This is a genomic window from Pseudomonas sp. GW821-FHT04C07, assembly GCF_059420325.1.
Map to the genome: position 1 here is coordinate 354,563 of NZ_JBWKTM010000001.1, position 23,737 is coordinate 378,299.

General features: G+C 59.0%; 23 protein-coding genes. 12 read left to right on the top strand and 11 right to left on the bottom strand.

What is annotated here, in order from left to right; translation table 11 throughout:
* The first annotated feature begins 114 nt into the window (after positions 1–114).
* On the top strand, positions 115–594 hold the full coding sequence (locus AC07UI_RS01665; RefSeq protein WP_494991178.1) for a sn-glycerol-3-phosphate transporter: 480 nt from the start codon (positions 115–117) through the stop codon (positions 592–594).
* Positions 595–608: 14 nt separating this feature from the next.
* Here the strand turns inward: AC07UI_RS01665 and AC07UI_RS01670 are convergent, their stop codons facing one another.
* From AC07UI_RS01670 to AC07UI_RS01690, 5 genes are all read right to left on the bottom strand, one after another.
* Entirely contained in the window at positions 609–1,577 is a 969-nt protein-coding gene (locus tag AC07UI_RS01670; protein WP_494990823.1) for a CDP-6-deoxy-delta-3,4-glucoseen reductase, read from the bottom strand.
* Positions 1,577–3,043: a 4-hydroxy-3-polyprenylbenzoate decarboxylase gene (gene ubiD / locus AC07UI_RS01675; protein ID WP_494990824.1), complete on the bottom strand. Its 1,467-nt coding sequence runs from the start codon at positions 3,041–3,043 to the stop codon at positions 1,577–1,579. Before ubiD ends, AC07UI_RS01670 begins: the two co-directional genes overlap by 1 nt.
* 141 nt (positions 3,044–3,184) lie before the next feature.
* Positions 3,185–4,444 (bottom strand): transcription termination factor Rho, encoded by a 1,260-nt coding sequence (gene rho, locus AC07UI_RS01680; RefSeq protein ID WP_025216061.1) that lies wholly within the window; start codon positions 4,442–4,444, stop codon positions 3,185–3,187.
* Positions 4,445–4,691: 247 nt separating this feature from the next.
* Positions 4,692–5,021, bottom strand: coding sequence for a thioredoxin TrxA (gene trxA, locus AC07UI_RS01685; protein WP_064680366.1), 330 nt, complete (start codon positions 5,019–5,021; stop codon positions 4,692–4,694).
* A 124-nt stretch (positions 5,022–5,145) separates the two neighbouring features.
* On the bottom strand, positions 5,146–5,853 hold the full coding sequence (locus AC07UI_RS01690) for a FadR/GntR family transcriptional regulator (protein ID WP_494990825.1): 708 nt from the start codon (positions 5,851–5,853) through the stop codon (positions 5,146–5,148).
* 254 nt (positions 5,854–6,107) lie between these two features.
* On the opposite strand from AC07UI_RS01690, the gene AC07UI_RS01695 reads away from it, so the two are divergent.
* The 5 genes from AC07UI_RS01695 to ppx all read left to right on the top strand — a co-directional run bounded on the left by AC07UI_RS01695 (position 6,108) and on the right by ppx (position 10,708).
* Positions 6,108–6,893, top strand: a complete 786-nt coding sequence (locus tag AC07UI_RS01695) for a transporter substrate-binding domain-containing protein (RefSeq protein ID WP_494990826.1) — start codon at positions 6,108–6,110, stop codon at positions 6,891–6,893.
* Between the two features lie 21 nt (positions 6,894–6,914).
* Positions 6,915–7,595: an amino acid ABC transporter permease gene (locus AC07UI_RS01700; RefSeq protein WP_494990827.1), complete on the top strand. Its 681-nt coding sequence runs from the start codon at positions 6,915–6,917 to the stop codon at positions 7,593–7,595.
* Positions 7,592–8,242 (top strand): amino acid ABC transporter permease, encoded by a 651-nt coding sequence (locus AC07UI_RS01705; RefSeq protein ID WP_494990828.1) that lies wholly within the window; start codon positions 7,592–7,594, stop codon positions 8,240–8,242. The genes AC07UI_RS01700 and AC07UI_RS01705 overlap by 4 nt, the downstream gene beginning before the upstream one ends.
* Complete coding sequence (locus AC07UI_RS01710) at positions 8,229–8,966, top strand: amino acid ABC transporter ATP-binding protein (protein ID WP_494990829.1); 738 nt, start codon at positions 8,229–8,231, stop codon at positions 8,964–8,966. The genes AC07UI_RS01705 and AC07UI_RS01710 overlap by 14 nt, the downstream gene beginning before the upstream one ends.
* Positions 8,967–9,205: 239 nt before the next feature.
* Positions 9,206–10,708: an exopolyphosphatase gene (gene ppx / locus AC07UI_RS01715; RefSeq protein ID WP_494990830.1), complete on the top strand. Its 1,503-nt coding sequence runs from the start codon at positions 9,206–9,208 to the stop codon at positions 10,706–10,708.
* A 60-nt stretch (positions 10,709–10,768) separates the two neighbouring features.
* On the opposite strand, the gene ppk1 is transcribed toward ppx, so the two are convergent.
* On the bottom strand, positions 10,769–12,988 hold the full coding sequence (gene ppk1, locus AC07UI_RS01720) for a polyphosphate kinase 1 (RefSeq protein WP_494990831.1): 2,220 nt from the start codon (positions 12,986–12,988) through the stop codon (positions 10,769–10,771).
* 18 nt (positions 12,989–13,006) lie between these two features.
* On the bottom strand, positions 13,007–14,020 hold the full coding sequence (gene hemB, locus AC07UI_RS01725; RefSeq protein WP_494990832.1) for a porphobilinogen synthase: 1,014 nt from the start codon (positions 14,018–14,020) through the stop codon (positions 13,007–13,009).
* Between the two features lie 207 nt (positions 14,021–14,227).
* On the opposite strand from hemB, the gene AC07UI_RS01730 reads away from it, so the two are divergent.
* Complete coding sequence (locus AC07UI_RS01730; RefSeq protein WP_494990833.1) at positions 14,228–14,869, top strand: DedA family protein; 642 nt, start codon at positions 14,228–14,230, stop codon at positions 14,867–14,869.
* Here the strand turns inward: AC07UI_RS01730 and AC07UI_RS01735 are convergent.
* Positions 14,850–16,085, bottom strand: coding sequence for a sterol desaturase family protein (locus AC07UI_RS01735; RefSeq protein ID WP_494990834.1), 1,236 nt, complete (start codon positions 16,083–16,085; stop codon positions 14,850–14,852). The two genes, AC07UI_RS01730 and AC07UI_RS01735, sit on opposite strands and share 20 nt — an antisense overlap.
* A gap of 114 nt (positions 16,086–16,199) precedes the next feature.
* Between AC07UI_RS01735 and elbB the strand changes: the two genes are divergently transcribed.
* The gene (gene elbB, locus AC07UI_RS01740; protein ID WP_494990835.1) at positions 16,200–16,868 is read left to right on the top strand and encodes an isoprenoid biosynthesis glyoxalase ElbB; all 669 of its coding nucleotides are present in this window, start codon (positions 16,200–16,202) and stop codon (positions 16,866–16,868) included.
* 123 nt (positions 16,869–16,991) lie between these two features.
* On the opposite strand, the gene AC07UI_RS01745 is transcribed toward elbB, so the two are convergent.
* Positions 16,992–17,441, bottom strand: a complete 450-nt coding sequence (locus tag AC07UI_RS01745; protein WP_494990836.1) for a YaiI/YqxD family protein — start codon at positions 17,439–17,441, stop codon at positions 16,992–16,994.
* 99 nt (positions 17,442–17,540) lie between these two features.
* Complete coding sequence (locus tag AC07UI_RS01750) at positions 17,541–19,439, bottom strand: FTR1 family protein (protein WP_494990837.1); 1,899 nt, start codon at positions 19,437–19,439, stop codon at positions 17,541–17,543.
* A 433-nt stretch (positions 19,440–19,872) separates the two neighbouring features.
* Between AC07UI_RS01750 and AC07UI_RS01755 the strand changes: the two genes are divergently transcribed.
* Genes AC07UI_RS01755 through AC07UI_RS01770 form a run of 4 tightly spaced genes read left to right on the top strand, consistent with a single transcriptional unit; the run spans position 19,873 to position 23,030 of the window.
* The gene (locus AC07UI_RS01755; RefSeq protein ID WP_494990838.1) at positions 19,873–21,270 is read left to right on the top strand and encodes a COG3014 family protein; all 1,398 of its coding nucleotides are present in this window, start codon (positions 19,873–19,875) and stop codon (positions 21,268–21,270) included.
* A gap of 14 nt (positions 21,271–21,284) precedes the next feature.
* Entirely contained in the window at positions 21,285–21,653 is a 369-nt protein-coding gene (locus tag AC07UI_RS01760; RefSeq protein ID WP_494990839.1) for a YcfL family putative periplasmic lipoprotein, read from the top strand.
* Positions 21,654–21,692: 39 nt separating this feature from the next.
* Positions 21,693–22,283, top strand: a complete 591-nt coding sequence (lpoB, locus tag AC07UI_RS01765; protein WP_494990840.1) for a penicillin-binding protein activator LpoB — start codon at positions 21,693–21,695, stop codon at positions 22,281–22,283.
* Between the two features lie 3 nt (positions 22,284–22,286).
* The gene (locus AC07UI_RS01770) at positions 22,287–23,030 is read left to right on the top strand and encodes a penicillin-binding protein activator LpoB (protein ID WP_494990841.1); all 744 of its coding nucleotides are present in this window, start codon (positions 22,287–22,289) and stop codon (positions 23,028–23,030) included.
* Positions 23,031–23,084: 54 nt separating this feature from the next.
* Here AC07UI_RS01770 and AC07UI_RS01775 read toward each other — a convergent pair whose 3' ends face one another.
* On the bottom strand, positions 23,085–23,717 hold the full coding sequence (locus AC07UI_RS01775) for a LysE family transporter (protein WP_494990842.1): 633 nt from the start codon (positions 23,715–23,717) through the stop codon (positions 23,085–23,087).
* Between the last annotated feature and the right edge of the window lie 20 nt (positions 23,718–23,737).

Here is a 23,737-nt window from a genome sequence, read left to right on the forward strand (position 1 = left end):
TGAGCAGCATTTTCCCCACCTATTACCGGGGTACCCTGCTTATCTGCTCTTCGGACGCCCGCGTACGACGGCCTCCCACAGGCGCAAGCCTATCTGTTTAATAGCGGCCACATGATGAAAAACCTATGGTTTTACGGTCTGCTGTCAATGACCCAGGCCTCCCACGCCCTTGCACTGGATAACTCAACGCCAGAAGACAAAGGCTTCTGGTACGTGCAGACCAGCATCTACACCAAACACTATTCGCCAGACCCCGATCACAATGACAACCAGGACCTGCTCGGCCTTGAACGCAATGACGCTAGCGGCTGGGTATTTGGCGCGGCGACCTTCCGTAACTCGTTCAGCCAGCGCTCGTACTACGCCTATGCAGGCAAGCGTTACGAAAGTGCTAACCATCCGGTGTATATCAAACTGACCGGTGGATTACTCGAAGGTTACAGCGGCCAGCATCAGGACAAGATTCCCCTCAACCGCTTCGGCGTGGCGCCGGTGATCATCCCGTCGCTGGGCGCCCACTACGGCCCGGTGGCCGCCGAGCTGGTGTTGCTCGGCGCCAATGCCGCGATGATCACCACCGGCGTACGCTTCTAGGCAGGATCAACCGGTCAAGGCCGGGGCGCGTAGGCAAACACGTCGGCGCGCATCTGATGTGCATCCATCCCGGCCTCCACCAGCGCATCGAGCGTGGCGTAGATCATTGCCGGCGAACCGCTGGCGTAGACGTACACGGCGGACAGGTCGCTGATATCTTCACAGACGGCTTCATGCAGCATGCCGCAACGCCCCTCCCAGCCGCAGAGATCGCTGACCACTTTGTGCAGATAGAGGTTGGGCGTTTGCTGCCATTGCTCCCAATGTTCGATCTGGTAAAAATCTTCCGGCCGACGCACGCCCCAGTACAGATGCACCGGATGCTTGAAGCCCCTGGCCCGGCAATGCTCGATCAAGCTGTGCATTTGCGCCATGCCGGTACCGGCGGCGATCAGCACCAGCGGCCCGTCGGGTAGTTCACACAGATGAGTGTCGCCAAAGGGCAACTCGACCCGCACCATCGGGCTGCGCTGCAGTTGCTCGAGCAGGGCTTGAGCACTGGTTTCTCGAACCAGTACGTGCAGCTCCAGATCACGCCCGGAATGCGGTGCGGAGGCCAGCGAAAATGCGGCTTTTTCGCCGCTATCACGCTCCAGCATCAAGTATTGGCCCGCATGATAACGCGGCGGTTTACCCGCCGGCGCCCGCAGCCGGACCCGCCAGACATCGCCGCCGACTTCAACACATTCACTCACCTGACACGACAGGCTGCGCACCGGCAGTTCTCCCAGCGCAAGGACGCCATCCCAGAGCACGATGCAGTCTTCCAGCGGCTCTGCAATGCAAGTGTAGAACTCACCGTGATCACGAACATCACCCGCCTGTTCGACCCGGCCCTCGACCAGCAGCGCACCACACACATGGCAATTGCCGTTGCGACAGCTCTGCGGGCATTCATAGCCCAGGCGTCGCGCCCCATCGAGAATCCGCTCGCCGGGCAATATCTCAAGCACTGCTCCGGACGGCTGCAAGGTTACACGCATCAATCTATTCCTAACTGATTCCAGATGGCATCGATCCGGCGGGTGACCGCCTCATCCTTGACGATAACCCGGCCCCACTCGCGAGTGGTCTCACCGGGCCATTTATGCGTGGCATCGAGTCCCATTTTCGACCCCAGGCCGGAAACCGGCGAGGCGAAGTCGAGGTAGTCGATTGGCGTGTTGTCGATCATCACCGTGTCGCGCTTGGGGTCCATGCGCGTGGTAATGGCCCAGATCACGTCGTTCCAGTCGCGTGCGTTGATATCGTCGTCAGTGACGATAACGAACTTGGTATACATGAACTGTCGCAAAAACGACCAGACACCCAGCATTACCCGCTTGGCATGGCCGGGGTACTGCTTCTTCATGGTCACCACCGCCATGCGGTACGAACAACCTTCGGGCGGAAGGTAGAAGTCGGTGATCTCCGGAAACTGCTTCTGCAGGATCGGCACGAAGACTTCGTTCAGCGCCACGCCGAGAATCGCCGGCTCATCGGGCGGACGACCGGTGTAGGTGCTGTGGTAGATCGGTTTGATGCGATGGGTGATGCGTTCGACGGTGAACACCGGGAAGCTGTCGACTTCGTTGTAGTAGCCGGTATGGTCGCCGTAAGGACCTTCGTCGGCCATCTCGCCTGGGTGAATCACGCCTTCAAGGATGATCTCGGCAGTCGCCGGAACTTGCAGGTCATTGCCACGGCACTTCACCAGCTCGGTACGGTTGCCGCGCAGCAGGCCTGCGAAAGCATACTCGGAGAGGCTGTCCGGCACCGGTGTGACCGCACCGAGAATGGTCGCTGGATCCGCACCCAGCGCCACGGACACCGGGAACGGCTGTCCCGGATGCTTCTCGCACCACTCACGGTAGTCCAGCGCGCCGCCTCGATGACTCAACCAGCGCATGATGACTTTATTGCGGCCGATGACCTGCTGGCGGTAAATGCCGAGGTTCTGCCGGTCCTTGTTCGGGCCTTTGGTAACCGTCAGGCCCCAGGTGATCAGCGGACCGACATCGCCAGGCCAGCAGGTCTGCACTGGCAACATGGCCAGATCGACGTCATCACCTTCGATGACCACTTCCTGGCAGACCGCGTCTTTGACGACTTTCGGCGCCATGGCAATGATCTTGCGAAAGATCGGCAGCTTCGACCAGGCGTCCTTCAAACCTTTTGGTGGCTCTGGCTCTTTCAGAAACGCCAACAGTTTGCCGATCTCCCGCAACTCGCTGACTGCCTCGGCGCCCATGCCCAGCGCTACGCGCTCAGGGGTACCGAACAGGTTGCCGAGCACCGGAATGTCATAACCGGTAGGGTTTTCGAAGAGCAGGGCCGGGCCTTTGGCACGCAAGGTGCGGTCGCAGACCTCGGTCATTTCCAGCACTGGGGACACCGGAACCTGGATGCGCTTGAGTTCGCCGCGCTTTTCCAGGCCGCTGATAAAGTCGCGCAAGTCGCGATACTGCATGCGTGAGCCTCGTTGTGGCCATGGCGTTCGGGGGCCTGAGTTTAGCGCCGAACCCACCTGTTCAGAATAGTGACCTGCCAGATCATCAATGGTCAGATAGCAAAAAGCCGGGTTTCCCCGGCTTTTGCTGACTTCCGCGATTTACTTGCGTTTCATCGACAGGAAGAACTCATCGTTGGTCTTGGTCTGCTTGAGCTTGTCGACCAGGAACTCGATGGCCGCGACTTCGTCCATCGGGTGCAGCAGCTTGCGCAGGATCCACATGCGCTGCAACTCGTCGTCAGCGGTCAACAACTCTTCACGGCGGGTGCCGGAACGGTTGATGTTGATCGCCGGGAAGACGCGTTTTTCAGCGATCTTGCGATCCAGAGGCAGCTCCATGTTGCCGGTGCCTTTGAATTCTTCGTAGATCACTTCGTCCATCTTCGAGCCGGTTTCAACCAGCGCGGTGGCGATGATGGTCAGCGAACCGCCTTCTTCGATGTTTCGCGCGGCACCGAAGAAACGTTTCGGTTTCTCCAGGGCGTGAGCATCGACACCACCGGTCAGGACCTTGCCGGAGCTCGGGATCACGGTGTTGTAGGCGCGAGCCAGACGAGTGATGGAGTCGAGCAGGATCACCACGTCTTTCTTGTGTTCGACCAGGCGCTTGGCCTTCTCGATCACCATTTCGGCAACCTGCACGTGGCGGGTTGGTGGTTCGTCGAACGTCGAGGCAACCACTTCGCCGCGCACGGTGCGCTGCATTTCGGTGACTTCTTCCGGACGCTCGTCGATCAGCAGAACGATCAGATGAACTTCCGGGTTGTTACGGGCAATGTTCGCTGCGATGTTTTGCAGCATGATCGTTTTACCGGCTTTCGGCGGCGCGACGATCAGGCCGCGCTGGCCTTTACCGATCGGCGCGCACAGGTCGATCACACGGCCGGTGAGGTCTTCAGTGGAACCGTTGCCGGCTTCCATCTTCATCCGCACGGTCGGGAACAGCGGGGTCAGGTTCTCGAAGAGAATCTTGTTCTTCGCGTTCTCTGGACGATCGAAGTTGATCGTATCGACCTTCAGCAGGGCGAAATAACGCTCGCCTTCCTTCGGAGGGCGGATCTTGCCGACGATGGTGTCACCGGTGCGCAAGTTGAAGCGACGGATCTGACTCGGCGAGACGTAGATATCGTCTGGGCCGGCGAGATAGGACGCGTCTGCAGAGCGGAGGAAGCCGAAGCCGTCCTGGAGAATCTCCAGCACGCCATCACCGGAGATTTCCTCGCCGCTTTTAGCGTGCTTTTTGAGCAGAGAGAAAATCACGTCCTGCTTGCGCGAACGGGCCATATTTTCTATGCCCATCTGTTCGGCCAATTCGAGCAGTTCGGTAATCGGCTTTTGCTTGAGTTCAGTCAGATTCATATAGGAATGACGTAATCATTTATGGAGGGGGGAAATTAAGCTTTTGGCTTAATGAGGCCGCGCCGCAGAGAAGGCGACAGGATCGCGTACTAATCGAAAAGGAGAGCGTCGGCGACGGCTTGCAGGGGGCAATGGAGAAACCAGTGCGGGGCCGAATGTACCACCTGAGTTTCAGAGCGTCTAGCCCTCTTTCATTAAAAAGCCCCGCGATTTGCGGGGCTTTTTATTAGGCAACTTGCAACGACACTCAGATGTTGGCGTCAAGGAATGCAGCCAGTTGCGACTTCGACAGTGCGCCGACCTTGGTGGCTTCGACGTTGCCGTTCTTGAACAGCATCAGCGTCGGGATACCGCGCACGCCGTGCTTGGCCGGAGTTTCCTGGTTTTCGTCGATGTTCAGCTTGGCGACGGTCAGTTTGCCAGCGTAGGTGCCAGCGATTTCGTCCAGAACCGGGGCGATCATTTTGCAAGGGCCGCACCACTCAGCCCAGTAGTCAACGAGCACTGGGCCAGCAGCCTGAAGTACTTCTGCTTCGAAGGTAGCGTCGGTGACGTGCTTGATAAGATCGCTGCTCATGGATGTCTCCGGGGGTTGTAAGCAAAAAAAAACGTTGCCCATCATAGCCGCCCTTCCCCCGTTCAGGAAGCCGCAGGTGATTGACTCTAACTATGGTGACGCATGAGTTTGGGTATAGCTCAACTCAGGACGTCGTGGGGGTCACGATGGCAATCCCGGTGCGCAGGGCTGCATTACGCACGTGCTCCTGCATGGCCTTCTGCGCGGCACCGGACGCACGACGAGCCAAGGCACGGAGGATCTTGCGGTGCTCCTGCCAGGTTTCCATAGCGCGTTCGGGCCGGATGAACGGTAACTTCTGACTCTCCAGAAACATCTCGGCACTGGTACTGAGAATGCTCAGCATCGCCTGATTACCACAGGCCAGCAGGATGCGCCGGTGAAACTCGAAGTCCAGCCGCGCCGCCGCGTCGAAATCTTCGGCGCGCAATTGGTTGCGCATCGCCTCGACATTGTCCTGCAACGCATCCAGCTCATCCGCCGTCAGCGTCACCGCCGCCAGACCCGCCGCAAAACCTTCCAGGGCATAGCGCAACTGGAAGATATCCACAGGCGACGCCTGGGCCGCGAAGGGCCAAAGTATCCCCGACTCGCTACGGGGCAGGTCGATGAGCGACTGCACGAACACCCCTTTTCCCGGCTGCACACTGATCACCCCCAGCGCGCTCAAGGACGACAACGCCTCACGCAACGACGCCCGGCTGACACCCAGTTGCAACGCCAGATCCCGTTGCGAGGGCAGCATATCCCCCGGCCCGAAGCCTTGTTCGGCGATCAGTTTTCGAATGGCTTGCAAGGCCACTTCAGGTACGGCGCGGGAGATCGAATTCATGGTTTTTTTGAGGAATCAGGCCTGAGACCGGCTAGTTGTAAAGCTATTGACGACGCACGGCAAGTCACGCCCCAAGCGGGTTCAGGCGTGCCGATGGACGCTCGATAACGGGGCAAAAAGCACTTCAACTGTTCAGACCAGTAAGACCGACAAACCCCAGATAAACCCTGCCTTCCAAAGCATTTAGAGGCTGCTGGCATGGGCTGTGCACTGTCCGAACGCAGAAATCACTTCCCTGGATTCGGAGAGTTGCCATGACCAAGCGTTGCAGCGCCCTGCTCACCGCCCTGTTTGCCAGTCTGATGCTGAGCCAGGCGCCCGCCCATGCCGACGGCCTGGACGATGTCGTCAAACGCGGCACCCTCAAAGTCGCCGTGCCACAGGACTTCCCACCCTTCGGTTCGATCGGGCCAGACATGAAACCCCGAGGCCTGGACATCGACACCGCTGCGCTGTTGGCCAAGCAACTCAAGGTCAAACTCGAGCTGACCCCGGTCAACAGCACCAACCGGATTCCATTTCTGACCACCGGCAAGGTCGATCTGGTGATTTCCAGCCTCGGCAAAAACCCTGAGCGCGAAAAAGTCATCGACTTCTCCCGCGCCTACGCGCCCTTCTATCTCGCGGTGTTCGGCCCGCCCGATGCGGCCATCAACACCCTGGATGACCTCAAAGGCAAAACCATCAGCGTCACCCGTGGCGCCATCGAAGACATCGAGCTGACCTCCGTGGCTCCGCAAGGCGCGACCATCAAACGCTTCGAAGACAACAACTCGACCATCGCCGCCTACCTGGCCGGCCAGGTGGATCTGATCGCCAGCGGCAACGTAGTGATGGTCACCATCAGCGAACGCAATCCCAAGCGCATTCCTGTCCTGAAAGTGAAACTCAAGGATTCGCCAGTCTACGTCGGCGTAAACAAGAACGAGCCGGCGCTGCTGGAGAAGGTGAATCAGATCCTGGCCAGCGCTAAAACCGACGGCAGCCTGGAAAAAAATTCGCAGCTGTGGCTCAAGCAGCCACTGCCGGCTGATCTCTGATCGCTGTCACGGAGGTTAGCCATGGCTTATCAGTTCGACTTTTTACCGGTGCTGGACAACACTGGCCTGCTGCTTCGCGGTGCGCTGTTCACCCTTGAGCTGACAGCCATCGGCGCGGTACTCGGGGTCAGCCTGGGGACCGTCGGCGCGGTGGTTCGGGCCTGGCAGATCAAGCCATTTGCAGCGATATTCGGGGTATATGTCGAGTTGATCCGCAATACGCCGTTTCTGGTGCAGCTGTTTTTCATTTTCTTTGGCCTGCCGTCACTCGGCGTACAGATTTCCGAATGGCAGGCCGCCGTGCTGGCGATGGTGGTCAACCTTGGCGCCTACTCCACGGAAATCATTCGCGCGGGCATTCAAGCGATTCCGCGCGGCCAGCTGGAAGCGTCGGCGGCTCTGGCGATGACTCGCTTCGAAGCCTTGCGTCATGTGGTGCTGCTGCCGGCGCTGGGTAAAGTCTGGCCGGCGCTGAGCAGCCAGATCATCATCGTCATGCTCGGCTCGGCGGTGTGTTCGCAAATTGCCACCGAAGAGCTGAGCTTCGCCGCCAACTTCATTCAATCGCGCAACTTTCGTGCCTTCGAAACCTATGCCCTGACCACCCTGGTTTACCTGTGCATGGCGCTGATGATCCGCCAATTGCTGAACTGGATCGGCCGCCGGTATATAGCAAGAAGCAGCACGAGGAACAGCCGATGAGCGATTTCACATTCCTGGACATCGTGCGCAACCTGCTCACCGGCCTGCAGTGGACGCTGGCGCTGTCGCTGGTGGCATTCATTGGCGGCGGACTGATCGGCTTGCTGGTCATGACTCTGCGAATTTCCGACAAGGCGTTCCCCAGTGCATTCGCCCGCACTTACATCGAACTGTTCCAGGGCACGCCGTTGTTGATGCAGCTGTTTCTGGTGTTCTTCGGCATCGCGCTGCTCGGCATCGACATTTCGCCGTGGCTGGCGGCCGCGATCGCGTTGACGCTGTTCACCAGTGCTTACCTGGCGGAGATCTGGCGCGGCTGCGTCGAATCGATTCCCCATGGTCAGTGGGAGGCCTCATCGAGCCTGGCACTGACGCCGCTTGAACAACTGCGCTACGTGATCCTGCCGCAAGCCTTGCGTATTGCCGTGGCGCCGACCGTGGGCTTCTCGGTGCAAGTGGTCAAAGGCACTGCCGTGACATCGATCATTGGCTTCACCGAACTGACCAAGACCGGCGGCATGCTCGCCAACGCCACCTTCGAGCCCTTCATGGTCTATGGCCTGGTGGCGCTCGGTTACTTCCTGCTCTGCTACCCCTTGTCCCTCAGTGCGCGCTACCTGGAAAGGAGACTGCATGCCTCTGCTTAGAATTTCCGCCCTGCATAAATATTACGGCGACCACCATGTGCTCAAAGGCATCGACCTGAGTATCGACGAAGGCCAGGTCGTCGCGATCATTGGTCGCAGCGGCTCGGGCAAAAGCACCCTGCTGCGAACCTTGAACGGCCTGGAGTCGATCAACGACGGGGTGATCGAAGTCGACGGCGAATACCTGGACGCCACTCGCGCCGACTTGCGCAGCCTGCGGCAAAAGGTCGGGATGGTGTTCCAGCAGTTCAACCTGTTCCCTCACCTGACCGTCGGCGAAAACGTGATGCTCGCGCCGCAGGTGGTGCAGAAAGTGCCGAAAGCCAGGGCTGCCGAACTGGCGCGGCAGATGCTTGAACGGGTCGGCCTCGGGGAAAAGTTCGATGCCTTCCCGGAACGCCTGTCCGGCGGCCAGCAACAGCGTGTGGCGATTGCCCGGGCGCTGGCCATGTCGCCAAAAGTGTTGCTCTGCGACGAGATCACCTCGGCGCTGGACCCGGAACTGGTCAACGAGGTGCTCAGCGTGGTCCGGCAACTGGCCAGGGATGGCATGACGCTGATCATGGTCACCCACGAAATGCGCTTCGCCCGGGAGGTTGGCGACAAACTGGTGTTCATGCACCAGGGCAAGGTGCATGAGGTCGGGGATCCGAAGATTCTGTTCGCCAATCCGCAGACGGCGGAACTGGCAAATTTTATCGGGACGGCTGAACACACGGTCTGAAGCAGACGATCGTTCCCACGCTCCCGCGTGGGAATGCAGCCCGTGACGCTCCGCGTCACTGCCCAAGCGGGACGCAGAGCGTCCAGTGAGGCATTCCCACGCAGAGCGTGGGAACGATCAACAGGCTCTTGTGTAGGAATGATCAATCAAAAGATCGCAGTCTTCTACAGCGCCTACGCGTTGGCGGCAGCGGTTGATCGTGGCAGGATGACAAGGTTATCGACCGAGACCCTTTAACCATGCCGCAATCCCAAGCCATTAATCTTTCGCTGATCGCCGCTATCGACCTGGGCTCCAACAGCTTCCACATGGTCGTGGCCAAGACCCAGAACGACGAAGTACGCCTTCTGGAGCGGCTCGGCGAGAAGGTTCAGCTGGCCGCCGGGATCGACGAGGAGCGTCAACTCTCCGAAGAATCCATGCAGCGCGGGCTCGATTGCCTGAAACGTTTCGCTCAACTGATCAACGGCATGCCCCCGGGCGCGGTGCGTATCGTGGGCACCAACGCCCTGCGCGAGGCGCGCAATCGTGGCGAATTCATCCGCCGCGCCGAAGAAATTCTTGGCCACCCGGTAGAGGTCATCTCCGGTCGTGAAGAAGCACGCCTGATCTACCTCGGCGTCTCCCACACCCTTGCGGACACTCCGGGCAAGCGCCTGGTGGCCGATATCGGCGGCGGCAGTACCGAATTCATCATCGGCCAGCGCTTCGAACCGCTGCTGCGTGAAAGCCTGCAAATGGGCTGCGTCAGTTATACCCAGCGCTATTTCCGCGACGGCAAGATCACCCCGGCCCGTTACGCCCAGGCTTACACGGCGGCGCGACTGGAGATCATGAGCATCGAACATGCCCTGCATCGCCTGACCTGGGATGAAGCTATCGGCTCCTCAGGCACCATCCGCGCCATTGGCCTGGCGCTCAAGGCCGGCGGTTACGGTACTGGCGAGGTCAACGCCGAAGGCCTGGCCTGGCTCAAACGCAGACTTTTCAAGCTTGGCGACATCGAGAAAATCGACTTCGAAGGCATCAAACCCGATCGCCGGGCGATCTTTCCGGCGGGTCTGGCGATTCTTGAAGCAATTTTCGATGCCCTCGAACTGCAACGCATGGACCACTGTGAAGGCGCCCTGCGCGAAGGCGTGCTCTATGACCTGCTGGGACGTCATCATCACGAAGACGTCCGTGAGCGCACTCTCAGCTCGCTGATGGAGCGTTACCACGTCGATCTGGAACAAGCGGCCCGGGTTGAGCGCAAGGCGCTGCATGCCTTCGATCAGGTCGCTATGGATTGGGATCTGGATGACGGAGTCTGGCGCGAACTACTGAGCTGGGCAGCCAAAGTCCACGAAGTCGGGCTGGACATCGCCCATTACCAATACCACAAGCACGGCGCCTACCTGATCGAGCACTCCGATCTGGTCGGCTTCTCCCGCGAAGACCAGCAAATGCTGGCGCTACTGGTGCGCGGCCACCGGCGCAATATTCCCAAGGACAAGTTCGCCGAATTTGGCGATGACGGCATGAAGCTGATTCGCCTGTGCGTGTTGCTACGCTTTGCGATTCTGTTCCACCACATCCGCGGCACCCAGGAAATGCCTCAGGTGGTGCTGCACGCCAACGGCGACAGCCTGGATGTGCTGTTCCCACAGGATTGGCTGGACGAGAACCAGCTGACCCAGGCTGACTTCGCCCTGGAAGCCGAGTGGCTGACCCGCGTAGGCATCGTGCTTAACGTTCGCTGAAAACAAAATGGCGATCCGCAAGGATCGCCATTTTTTTACATCTCTCAACCCTCGCCGGCGTTATCGAACACTCAGCACTGGATTGCTCAAGCGCTCCAGCAATGTTGCCTGGGCGCTGCGCGGGTTCTGGTTACCGGTCGGTGTGTTGCGAATGTATCGACCGTCCGACTGCAGGCTCCAGCTATGGGTGTTATCGGTGAGATAACTTTCCAGCTCTTTCTTGACCCGCAGAATCAATTTCTTGCCCTCGACCGGGAAGCAAGTTTCGACGCGCTTGTCGAGGTTGCGCTCCATCCAGTCGGCGCTGGACAGGAACATCTGCTCTTCGCCACCGTTGAGGAAGTAGAACACCCGCGTGTGCTCCAGGAAGCGACCGATGATCGAGCGCACATGGATATTGTGCGAAACCCCGGCGATACCCGGCCGCAGGCAGCACATGCCACGTATCACCAGATCAATGCGCACCCCGGACTGACTGGCCTTGTACAGCGCGCGGATGATCTTCGGATCGGTCAGCGAGTTGAACTTGGCAATGATGTGCGCCGGTTTGCCGTCGAGGGCGAACTGGGTTTCCCGGGCAATCATGTCGAGCATGCCCTTCTTCAGGGTAAACGGTGCGTGCAGGAGCTTCTTCATGCGCAGCGTCTTGCCCATGCCGATCAGCTGGCTGAACAGCTTGCCGACGTCTTCGCACAAGGCATCGTCTGAAGTCAGCAGACTGTAGTCGGTGTAAAGACGGGCGTTGGCGGCGTGATAGTTGCCGGTACCCAGGTGGGCGTAGCGGACGATTTCCCCGGCTTCACGACGCAGGATCAGCATCATCTTGGCGTGGGTCTTGAAGCCGACCACGCCATAGATCACCACCGCACCGGCCGCTTGCAGACGGCTGGCCAGTTGCAGGTTGGATTCCTCATCGAAACGCGCACGCAACTCGATCACCGCAGTGACCTCTTTGCCGTTACGCGCCGCATCGACCAATGCATCAACGATTTCCGAGTTGGCGCCGCTGCGGTACAGCGTCTGACGGACCGCCAGTACATGCGGATCCTTGGCGGCCTGACGCAGCAGGTCGACCACCGGTGTAAAGGATTCGAACGGGTGCAGCAGCAGGATGTCCTGCTTGCTGATCACGCTGAAAATGTTCTCGCTGTTTTGCAGCAGTTTCGGAATCTGCGGCGTGAACGGCGTGTATTGCAGCTCTGGATGGCTGTCCAGGCCAGTAATGCTGAACAGACGCGTCAGGTTGACCGGACCGTTGACCTGATACAACTCGGTCTCATTCAGGTTGAACTGCTTGAGCAGGTAGTCGGACAGGTGTTTCGGGCAAGTGTCGGCCACTTCCAGACGCACTGCATCACCGTAGCGACGGGAGAACAGCTCGCCACGCAGAGCGCGGGCCAGGTCTTCCACATCTTCGGTATCTACCGCCAGGTCAGCGTTTCGGGTCAGGCGGAACTGGTAGCAGCCCTTGACCTTCATGCCCTGAAACAGGTCATCGGCATGCGCGTGGATCATCGACGACAGGAATACATAGTTGTCGCCCGCACCGCCGACTTCTTCCGGAACCTTGATAATCCGAGGCAGCAGACGTGGCGCCGGGATGATCGCCAGACCGGAATCGCGACCGAAGGCGTCGATGCCTTCGAGCTCGACGATGAAGTTCAGGCTCTTGTTTACCAGCAGCGGGAACGGATGCGTCGGGTCGAGGCCGATCGGGGTGATGATCGGCGCGATCTCGTCGCGGAAATAGCGGCGCACCCACGTCTTGAGTTTGGTCGTCCAGTAGCGGCGACGAATGAAGCGGACCTGATGTTTCTCCAGCTCCGGCAACAGTATGTCGTTGAGGATTGCGTACTGGCGGTCGACCTGACCGTGTACCAGTTCGCTGATGCGCGCCAGCGCCTGGTGCGGTTGCAGACCATCGGCCCCGGCCTGTTCCCGGGCGAAGGTGATCTGTTTCTTCAGACCGGCGACGCGAATCTCGAAGAACTCGTCCAGGTTACTGGAGAAGATCAGCAGAAATTTCAGCCGCTCCAGCAACGGGTAGGACTCATCCAGCGCCTGTTCCAGAACGCGGATGTTGAATTGCAGCTGCGACAGCTCGCGATGGATGTACAGGCTGCTGTCATCCAGGCTGGGAAGCACAATCGCCGGCACCGGTTGATGCGGCTCGAACACTACCGACGGCGGGGCTTCCTGCTCCGGCGGGGTTTCGACGATTGGCTCGACCACAGGTTGAGCCTCATTTACTGCAACTTCGGTGAGTCCTTCGGTATTCATCGAGTGTTCCTGGGAGGGCTATTTTTGCTCTCGTAACAATTGAGCAGCACGAACGGCAAAGTACGTCAGGATGCCATCAGCGCCTGCACGTTTAAAGGCGGTAAGGGATTCAAGAATAACCCCTTCACTCAACCAGCCATTCTGGATCGCCGCCATGTGCATGGCGTATTCACCACTGACCTGATAGACAAAGGTCGGCACTTTAAATTCTTCTTTGACCCGAAAAAGGATGTCCAGGTACGGCATGCCTGGCTTGACCATGACCATATCCGCGCCTTCTGACAAGTCAGCCGCCACTTCATGCAGGGCTTCGTTGCTGTTGGCCGGGTCCATTTGATAGGAGGCCTTGTTGGCCTTGCCCAGGTTCAGCGCAGAGCCGACAGCATCGCGGAACGGGCCGTAATAAGCACTGGCGTACTTAGCGGAATAGGCCATGATCCGCACATTGACGTGATCGGCCAGCTCAAGGGCTTCGCGGATCGCCTGGATCCGACCGTCCATCATGTCCGATGGCGCGACCACCTGAGCACCGGCTGCGGCGTGGGATAGCGCTTGTTTGACCAGCGCATCGACGGTGATGTCGTTCTGCACGTAGCCTTCTTCGTCGAGGATACCGTCCTGTCCGTGGGTGGTGAACGGGTCCAGCGCCACGTCGGTGATTACACCCAACTGCGGGAAGTGCTCACGCAGCGCACGGGTCGCACGCTGAGCGATGCCATCCGGGTTCCAGGCTTCGGCGGCGTCGAGGGATTTGAGCTCCGGTGGCGTTACCGGGAACAGTGCCAACGCAGGAATCCCCAGCTCGACCCACTTGGCAGCTTCTTCGAGCAGCAAGTCGATGGTCAGGCGTTCGACCCCCGGCATCGAAGCGACTGACTCGCGACGGTTTTCACCGTCCAGCACAAAAACCGGGAGGATCAGATCGTCGACAGTCAGAACGTTTTCACGAACCAGACGGCGGGAAAAATCATCACGACGATTGCGACGCAGGCGGGTAGCTGGAAACAAACGGTTGGCGGGCGTGAAGCTCACGGCAAACTCCTGAGCCCGCGCTGGCGGGCGAGTGTGACAGTTATAAGCGGCCATTATGACGAACAGATTACAGTCGTGCTCACCCCTGTGACCGGTAGTCGCTGGCATTGTCCTTGTAGGAAATGTTCACGTCGAGACACATTTCGATACTTTCCTGAATGTGCCTGAAGGGTTAGGCTGCGCGTTCATTTCGCCAGCATCCAGACAATGCTCCAACAATTTCTTCAGGATTTCGGCTACTTCGCCCTATTTCTCGGCACGTTCTTCGAAGGCGAAACCATTCTGGTTCTCGCAGGCTTCCTCGCGTTCCGCGGATACATGGATATCAACCTGGTCGTGGTCGTGGCTTTCTTCGGCAGCTATGCCGGCGATCAGCTGTGGTACTTCCTGGGGCGCAAACACGGCCGCAAATTGCTGGCGCGCAAACCGCGCTGGCAATTGATGGGTGATCGGGCGCTGGAGCATATCCGCAAGCATCCGGACATCTGGGTACTAAGCTTTCGCTTCGTCTATGGCTTGCGCACCGTCATGCCAGTAGCGATAGGCCTGTCCGGCTATCCACCGGGGCGCTATCTGCTGCTCAACGGGATTGGTGCCGCCATCTGGGCCGCGGCCCTGGCTGCGGCGGCTTACCATTTCGGCGCGGTACTGGAAGGGATGCTGGGCAGCGTCAAGAAGTACGAGCTGTGGGTACTGGGCGCGCTATTGCTGCTCGGCTTCGCCTTATGGCTGCGTCGGCGCTTCAAGAACGCCCGCCTCGCAAAAAAAATCTACGAAGATGAACAGGTCCAAAAGGCCGAACACGCCGAACACGCCAAAACCAACAAACCTACGACGCCAGTCGAGTGAGTCGGTTTCTACAGCAGTAGAGACCGATGCCACTGAGCAAGCTGTAACTCAGCAGGCCGACCCAGCCCACCGCGTTGGCCGGCCAAAGCCCCAGGATCGGCGCCAGCCACACCAGTGGAACGTTCAGCGCAAGGCGCAGCAGTTCCAGCTTGAACGCCCACGGGCGATTCTCCAGGGCCACACCCAGCACAAACAAACCAAACGCCATGTAACTCCAGCCCAGCACCAGCGCGGCCGTCGGCAAACTTTCGCCCAGGTTCAGCAGATAGCTACCGAGCGCCGTGTACACAGCGAACTGCATCGCGACATACAGCTGCTGTCGCCCGTCCAGCGGCACCTCGAACTTGCGGAACTGGTTCAAGTCCGGCTTGGTCATCGGGTGCTTCGCTGCCACATCCGCCGGCCGCCAGCCGGTAGGCATGAACCAGATCCGCAGCTTGTCCCACCCGCTTTCGGTACGCCGTGCGTCACTGAGCAGCTGCGCATAAAACTGCAGATTGGCCCACAACGGGTTCCAGCTCGCCAGCGGCGTGGTCACGCCGAAAATCACTGGCTCGTTGTCGTCCTCTTCCTGGAATGAGCCGAACAAGCGGTCCCAAATAATAAACACCCCACCATAGTTGCGATCCATATAGAGAGCGTTCTGCGCATGGTGGGCCCGATGATTGGAAGGCGTGACGAAAAACCACTCGAACCAGCCAAGCTTGGGTATGTGCCTGGTATGTACCCAGAATTGATAGAGCAAATTCAACGCCGCGACACTGACGAACACCAGCAGCGGCACGCCGAGCACAGCCAGTGGCAGGTAGAAAATCCAGCTCAGCAGAAATCCCGTGCTGGTTTGGCGCAGCGCCGTGGACAGGTTGTAGTCCTCGCTTTGGTGATGCACCGAATGCGCCGCCCAGAGGATGTTGCGCTCATGGCCCAAGCGATGCAGCCAGTAGTAGCAAAAGTCATAGAAGACGAAGGCAAACACCCAAACCTGGACGCTCTCGGCCGACAGCTCGATCACTGCCAGATGCTTCAAGGCAAAAGCATAGGTGATCAGCCCTACACCTTTGGTCAACAGGCCCGTAGTGGTCGACAACACGCCGGTACTGAGGCTGTTGATCGCGTCTGCCACGCGATAATTACTCACGCCACGCCAGCGGTCAGCCAGTAACTCGACAGCGATCAACACAAAGAAAAACGGCACCGCATAAAGGATGAAGTTCATGACGCGACCTGATCAGAATCGTTATCCAAAGATTAGGTGGAGTCGCGCAATAACCCTATGGCAACGAGTGACAAATTAGTGGACATTTAACGCCATGAATCTGGAGAAAAACCCATGAGCAAAAAAGTTGCAGTGATTCTTTCCGGCTGTGGCGTGTATGACGGCGCCGAGATCCACGAAAGCGTGATCACCCTGCTGCGCCTGGATCAGCGCGGTGCGCAGGTGCAGTGCTTCGCCCCTGATATTGCCCAATTACACGTGATCAACCACCTGACCGGCGACGAAATGCCCGAGTCGCGCAACGTGCTGATTGAATCGGCGCGCATTGCCCGTGGCCAGGTAAAGGATATTCGCGAAGCCAGCGCAGAAGACTTCGACGCACTGATCGTGCCCGGCGGTTTCGGCGCGGCGAAAAACCTCTCCAACTTCGCCATCGAAGGTGCCGGCTGCTGCATCCAGACAGAAGTCCTGGCCCTGGCAGAAGCCTTTGCCGAGGCCGGCAAACCGGTCGGGCTGATCTGCATCTCGCCTGCATTGGCGGCAAAGATCTACGGCCCAGGCGTGATCTGCACCATCGGCAACGACGCCGATACGGCGGCAGCAATGAACAAGATGGGCGCCACCCATGAAGAGTGCGCCGTGAGCGATATCATCGAAGACAAAGCACGCAAACTGGTCAGTACCCCGGCCTATATGCTCGCGCAATCCATCAGCGAAGCGGCTTTGGGCATTAACAAACTGGTTGATCGGGTACTGGAGCTGACTGACGAAAACGAGGCGTAAAGCCGGCTGCATGATCGCTTGATCGTTCCCACGCTCTGCGTGGGAATGCAGCCCGTGACGCTGCGCGTCACATCCAGAGCATCCAGTGAGGCATTCCCACGCGCGAGCGTGGGAACGATCAGTTCAGCGCATCAGTCGCGTGAGGATCCGGTCCAGCGCATTGGCGAACGCCTGCTTCTCGCGATCACCGTGGGGCGATGGACCGCCGCCCATCTGGCCCTGATCGCGCAGGTCAGTGAACAAGTTACGCACTGCCAGCCGCTCGCCCATGTTCTGCGGGTCGAACTCCTTGCCACGCGGATCAAGGGCAGCGACGCCCTTTTTGATCAAACGATCAGCCAGCGGTACATCGCTGCAAATTACCAGCTCGCCGGGCACTGCGTGTTCGACCAGATAATCATCGGCCGCATCCGGGCCGCTGGGCACCACAATCAGCTTCACGCAGGCATAGCCCGGCTTGATCTGGCTCTGCCCCGCCACCAGCAGCACTTCGAACTGGCGCTTCAAGGCAAACTTGATCACCTGATCCTTCGCCGCCTTGGGGCAGGCGTCGGCATCGATCCAGACACGCATTTTGTATGTCCCTCTAAAAGCATCGCGGGCAACGACTGGGCGCCCCTACGCTAGACGGTGGGAGCGAGGCTTGCCCGCGAAATGAGCGAAGCGAATGCGTCAAGAAGCCTGCAACCGCCGCGTCTCTGCCATGCGACTACGGCTGTAAAGCACGATAATCGCCAGTATCGCCACTGCCTGGGCACTCAGTGAATAGGCATCAGCGTGGATCCCCAGCCAGTCGAAGTCAAAGAACGGTACCGGCCGGGTGCCGAAGACTCCGGCTTCCTGCAAGGCTTTGACGCCATGTCCGGCAAACACCACCGACAGCGCGCACAGCAGACCGGCGTTGATCCCGAAGAACAGCGCCAGCGGCAGTTTCGCCGAGCCACGCAGAATCACCCAGGCCAGACCGACCAACAGCACCAGCGCCGTCGCACCGCCCGCCAGCACCGCATTGTGACCGGCCGCGCCGGCTTGCAGCCAGAGGGTTTCATAGAACAGGATCACTTCGAATAGCTCGCGGTACACCGAGAAGAACGCCAGCATCGCAAAGCCGAAACGTCCACCGCCGCCGACCAGGCTGCTCTTGATGTAATCCTGCCAGGCAGCTGCGTGGCGGCGATCGTGCATCCATACACCCAGCCAAAGCACCATGACGCTGGCGAATAACGCCGTCGCACCTTCGAGCAATTCACGCTGGGCACCGCTGACATCGATCAGGTAAGCCGCCACCGCCCAGGTCGCCAGACCGGCCACCAGCGCCAAACCCCAACCGATGTTAACGCTGCGCACCGCCGACTGCTGGCCGGTATTACGCAGGAACGCCAGGACCGCAGCCAACACCAGAATCGCTTCCAGACCTTCACGCAGCAGGATCAGCAAGCCGGAGATATAGCTCAGGGACCAGCTCAGACCATCGCTGCCCAACAGACTGGCCGACTCCTTCAACCTGGCTTTTGCGATGTCCAGACGCTGCTCGACCTGAGCCATTGGCAAACCGTCCTGCAACGACTGACGGTAGGTCATCAGGGATTTTTCAGTGTCTTTGCGCACCTTGGCGTCGACGTTGTCCAGGGAGCTCTCGACCAGCTCGAAGCCTTCCAGATACGCCGCAACCGAGAGATCGTAAGCCTGTTCACGATCGCCAGCACGGTAGGCCGCGAGGCTCTTGTCCAGCGTCGCCGCGGTGTAGCCGAGCAACTGCGCCGGGCCGCGTTTGGCCTGCGGCGGCTGAGCGCGCTGGCCACGGAAAGTCACCGCGGCCTCAGGGCCTTCGGCGGCCAGCACTTCACCCGGAGTCTGGCGGGCCAGATCGGCGAGGTTGAAGTTCTTCTGGCTTTTCGCCGCAGCCGGGGCGGCGCTGAAGCTGGCGATGTATGTCGCCAGATCCCAACGCTGGCGATCATCCAGTTGATCGGCGAAAGACGGCATGTCCGTACCCTCGACACCCAATCCGAGGGAGTTGTAGATCGCGTAAAGGCTCAAGCGATCCATCCGCGCAGCATCGCGCAGGTCAGCCGGCGGTGGCGTCAGACCGACGCCTGCCGGACCGTCGCCAACGCCTGTGTCACCGTGGCACACCGAGCAATGCTGGGCATACAGCGGTGCACCACGAGTCGGGTCCGGTGTGATGATCGGGGCCTGGCTGACCTCGTAGGCCACTGCCAGTCTGGCCCCCAACTGCCGTGCTTGACGGCTGACAGCGGCACCGTCCTGGCGAGCCGTGACGGCGGCGCGCAGGCTACCGACACCCTGCTCCAGCTCGGCCTGTTCCGGTTTGCCCGGCAAGGCAACGATCAGCCCTTGCAGAACGCTCAGAAACTCAAGTTGCTCGCGATACTCGGGCTCATCAATGACCTTTCCCGCCTCAACCGTGGACGGGTAATCCGCCCCAATGTAGTCGAGCAAATGCAGCGCCTTTGGAGCGCCTTCCACGGTATCGGCCAGTAGATTGAAGCTGCATAGCGCAAACACCGGCAGCACCAGCCAGGCCAGGAAACGGGACGGGGCAGTCATTAATGAATCTCAATTGAAAATACGAAGTAACATATTGTTCACTTCGAATGAGTTTCACTCAAGCGCTGTCATGCACTCATGTCTAAGGCCAAAAAGCCGAAAAATCCTCCTGAACCCTTGCCATACAGGGTGTGGCGCCATTTTTGCCGCGAGCACAAATAATCTGACTACCCCAAGTATCCCGTCGGCCAGAGCTGCGAAAGCCCAGAAATATCGGAAGCCCTGATAGTGGCACCGTGCCAAAAAATGAAATTAAAAAGCCATTACATTGCCATCTTCGAAGTCTATAATGCCGTAGCCCGGTTATTCCTAAAGGGTATTCAAGCTCCTCTTCTAATGAGGAATTGGCAGGATAGTCTCTCTCCCTACCGATTGGTTCATCCAGCCCGACCAGCACGCTCGGCTGATTACGTTCAGGGAAGAAGTATTCCAAATGGCATCCCGCGCCCTCACTTCGCTCGCGCTCAGCGCAGTCACTTTGCTTGCCGGTTGTACGGCATTGCGCAGCTACGACACCGAGCTTCAGGAAACCAACCAGCAGTTGAGCACCGGTAACGTCGATGCCGCACTGACCTTGCTGGAAAAGAACAACCGCAGCGAAGACAAAGACCTGCTCTATTACTTCGAGAAAGGTGAACTGTTGCGTGCCAAAGGCGATTTGGCCGGTAGCCAGACCGCATGGAAAAGCGCCGATCAGGTGGTGGGGGCCTGGGAAGATTCGGTCAAGCTCGATACCGGCAAGTACCTGTCCCAGTTCGGCAGCTTTCTGGTCAACGACAAGGTCCGTCGCTACGAAGGTTATGACTACGAAAAAGTCATGCTGACCACCCAGATGGCGCTGAATTTGCTGGCCGTCAACGACTTCGACGGCGCCCGCACCGAAATCAAGAAGACCCACGAACGTGAAGCAGTCATCGCCGAACTGCGCGACAAGGAATACCTCAAGCGCGAAGACGAAGCCGGGAAGCAGGGGGTCAAGACCGAGTACAAAGACCTCAAGGGGTATCCGGTGGAAAGCCTCGATGCACCAGAGGTAGTCAATCTGAAGAACAGCTACCAGAGTGCTTTCAGCCATTACCTGGCCGGTTTCATCTACGAAGCTCTGGGTGAAAAAGACCTCGCCGCTCCGGGCTATCGTAAAGCCGCAGAATTGCGCCCCAATACCCCGCTACTTGAACAAGCGTTGCTGAACCTCGACAAAGCGGCCGGCAAGACCGAAGAAAGCGACATCCTGATCGTCGTGCAAAGCGGCCTGGCGCCCGCCCGCGACTCCATCCGCATCCCGCTGCCATTACCGATCAGTGGCAATCTGGTCATCACTCCCCTGTCGTTCCCGGTGATCAAGCCGGACACCTCGACCGCGACCTTCGCCCAGATCGGCGTGGACGGCCAGCAACAGAACCTGACACCACTCAACAGCACCACCGCCATGTCCCGTCGCGCCCTGCGTGACGATATGCCGGGGATCATTCTGCGCACCACTGTGCGTGCCGTTACCCGCGGCGTTGCACAAAAGCAGTTGAACGACGTCAACCCGCTGGCCGGCCTGGCCTTGGGTATCACTTCGACAGTGATGGAAGGTGCCGATACCCGTACCTGGCGCACCCTCCCTGACGCTACCCAGGTCACGCGCCTGCGCCTCAAGAAAGGCGAGCATCTGGTGAGTCTGCCCAACGCCCTTGGCGGCTCTCAGGTGATGGTCAAAGTCGATCAACACTATCAAGTCATCACCCTGCGTGTCGTAGGTCATCAGGTGTTCACCAGTGGCATCGCTGCCCATGTAACACCTGCTGCCAATCCGCAGGCCGTGGCCAGCCTCAAACAACCTTAAGCAGAGAGTCTTTCATGCGCTTCAAAATCATTGCTGTCGTCGCACTGGCCCTGCTGGCCGGTTGCGCCACCCCACCGCCGGAACCCGGCAGCGCGGCGAGCAAAGTCGTGACCATGGGCAAGCTGAACAACATCGTGGTCGGCGCCATGCGTGTCGCTCGCGAAAATGGCTTTCTGACCGTCAACGTTCAGCTGAGCAACACCAGCTTCAACAACAAGACCATGTACTACCGTTTCGCCTGGCTGGGACCAGAAGGCTTCCCGATCGGTGAAGAAGAAACCTGGAAAAGCCTGACCCTTTACGGCACGCAAACCAGCTTTCTGCCGGCCATTGCCCCTGTGGCGAAAGCTGTGGATTTCCGTCTGGAAATCAAAACGCCTTAAGTCATCCACCCGTTTCGTTCAGCTTTAGAGAGCATTCCCATGTTTGCACGCTTTTCGTTCCTCGCCGTTATCGCCCTTCTGGCCAGCGGTTGCGCCAACAATAATTCTCCGGTTCTGGGCGGAAAAAACATCGCTTACGGCGACAGCAAGGCTGTAGAGCTGGTAACCAACGAGTTCGGTTCCACCGACTTGCAGATGATCGCCGAAACCATGACCCGCTCCCTGGCCCAGTCCGGGATCCTGCAGGGGCGTCCGGTGGTACAGGTTTACGACGTGAAGAACAAAACCAGCGAGTACATCGATACCCGTGAAATCACCACCAGCATCAAGACTCAGCTGATGAAGTCCGGCACCGCCCGCTTCGCCAGCGACAACACCGCCATGCAGAGCCAGGTTGACCAGCTCAAGCTGCAAAACCAGAGTGGCCTGTACAAAAAAGGCACCGTGGCCAAGACCGGCAACATGATCGCCGCCAAATACCGTCTTGAAGGTTCGATCAGCTCGATCGTCAAGCGCAGCAGCGATTACAAGGACGTCTTCTACAAATTCAGCCTGCAATTGATCGACGTCGAAAGCGGTCTGGCCGAGTGGATGGACGAGAAAGAGATTCGCAAAACCACGGAGCGTTAAGCAATGCGTGCATGGATTGGCATCATCGGCCTGGCCTGCGCCTTTGGCGTTCAGGCGGCCCCGAAAATCGCGGTCACCGACCTCGCCTATCAGGAGCGGGTGGAGCAATACATCCACGTCGTTTCGGCGCAGAACAACTACCAGGCAGGCGTCTACCACGCCAGCGGTTCGTCGAGTTACAACGAGATCGAAGCCAGCAGCAGTTATATCGAGCAGGGTGAGCTGCGCAAATTCACCGGCGATATCAAGGGCGAGATTCTCAAGTCCGGGATGTTCCAGTTGGTGCAAGGTACGCCGCACACCGCCAAGTCCAGGGAAGACGTCTACGACGTGATCAAACGGATCAAGGCCGGTAACTACAAGGGCGCCGACTACGTGTTGTTCGGCACCTTGTCGGATATTGACTTCACCCGTGATATTACCTCGCTGGCCAACACCGACAGCTATTCGGCGATTCTCGGCCTGAGCCTTGTCGCCGACTTCAGCCTGATCAACACCCGGACCTTCGAAATCACCTCGGCGTTTACCGCCATGGGCGATGGGCAAGACACCAAACTGGTGAACAGCCAGGACGTCAAAGTCTCGCTGAACCGACCTCGAGTGGTTCGCGATGTGTCCAGGTCGCTGGGTGAAGATGTGGCCCGCCAGTTGAGCGAACAACTGGGTGGCCCCCGTTACGGGCAGCCAGGGCAAGCTCCATTGCAAAACAACCTGCCGCGGGATACGGCGCCAGTCATTCTGCGCTAAGCCCCAAACGAAAAAGGCGACCTCAAGAGGTCGCCTTTCTTGTGAGCTGAGTTTTTAAGTCGCGGCGCGGCGAATGGTCGCCAACAACCCGGCTGCGCCGATGAACAAACCGGCAAACGTGCGATTCATGCGACGCTGCTGCTTGGGTGTCCGCAGCAGGCGCAGCACCTTTGAAGCAAGACCGGTATAACCCGCCATCACGATCAAATCGACAATGATCATGGTCACGCCCAGGATCATGTACTGCCCCACCAGCGGCGCGTGCGGGTCGATGAACTGTGGCAACACCGCGAGCATGAATACCAGCGCCTTGGGATTGCTGACATTCACCAGAAAGCCACGGAATACCAGGGCCAGCGGTTTGCCGATCGCCCGAATCGCCGCATCGTCACTCATGTTGCTCGGCAGCGCCCGCCATTGCTTGACCGCCAGGTAGACCAGATAGGCCACACCAAACCATTTGATCGCATAGAAGGCCGTGGCCGAGGCCGCGAGAATTGCACCGACACCGGCGGCAACAATCGCAATCTGCATCGCCAGCCCCAATTGCAGGCCCAGAGCGTTCCAGTATCCGCGCCAGAAACCGTACTGCAAACCGCAGGACATCGACGCAATGGCGCCAGCGCCAGGAGAAAGACTGATCACCCAGCAGGCGGCAAAAAACGCCAGCCATGTTTCAAGCACCATCGCACACCTCACTCAGACTC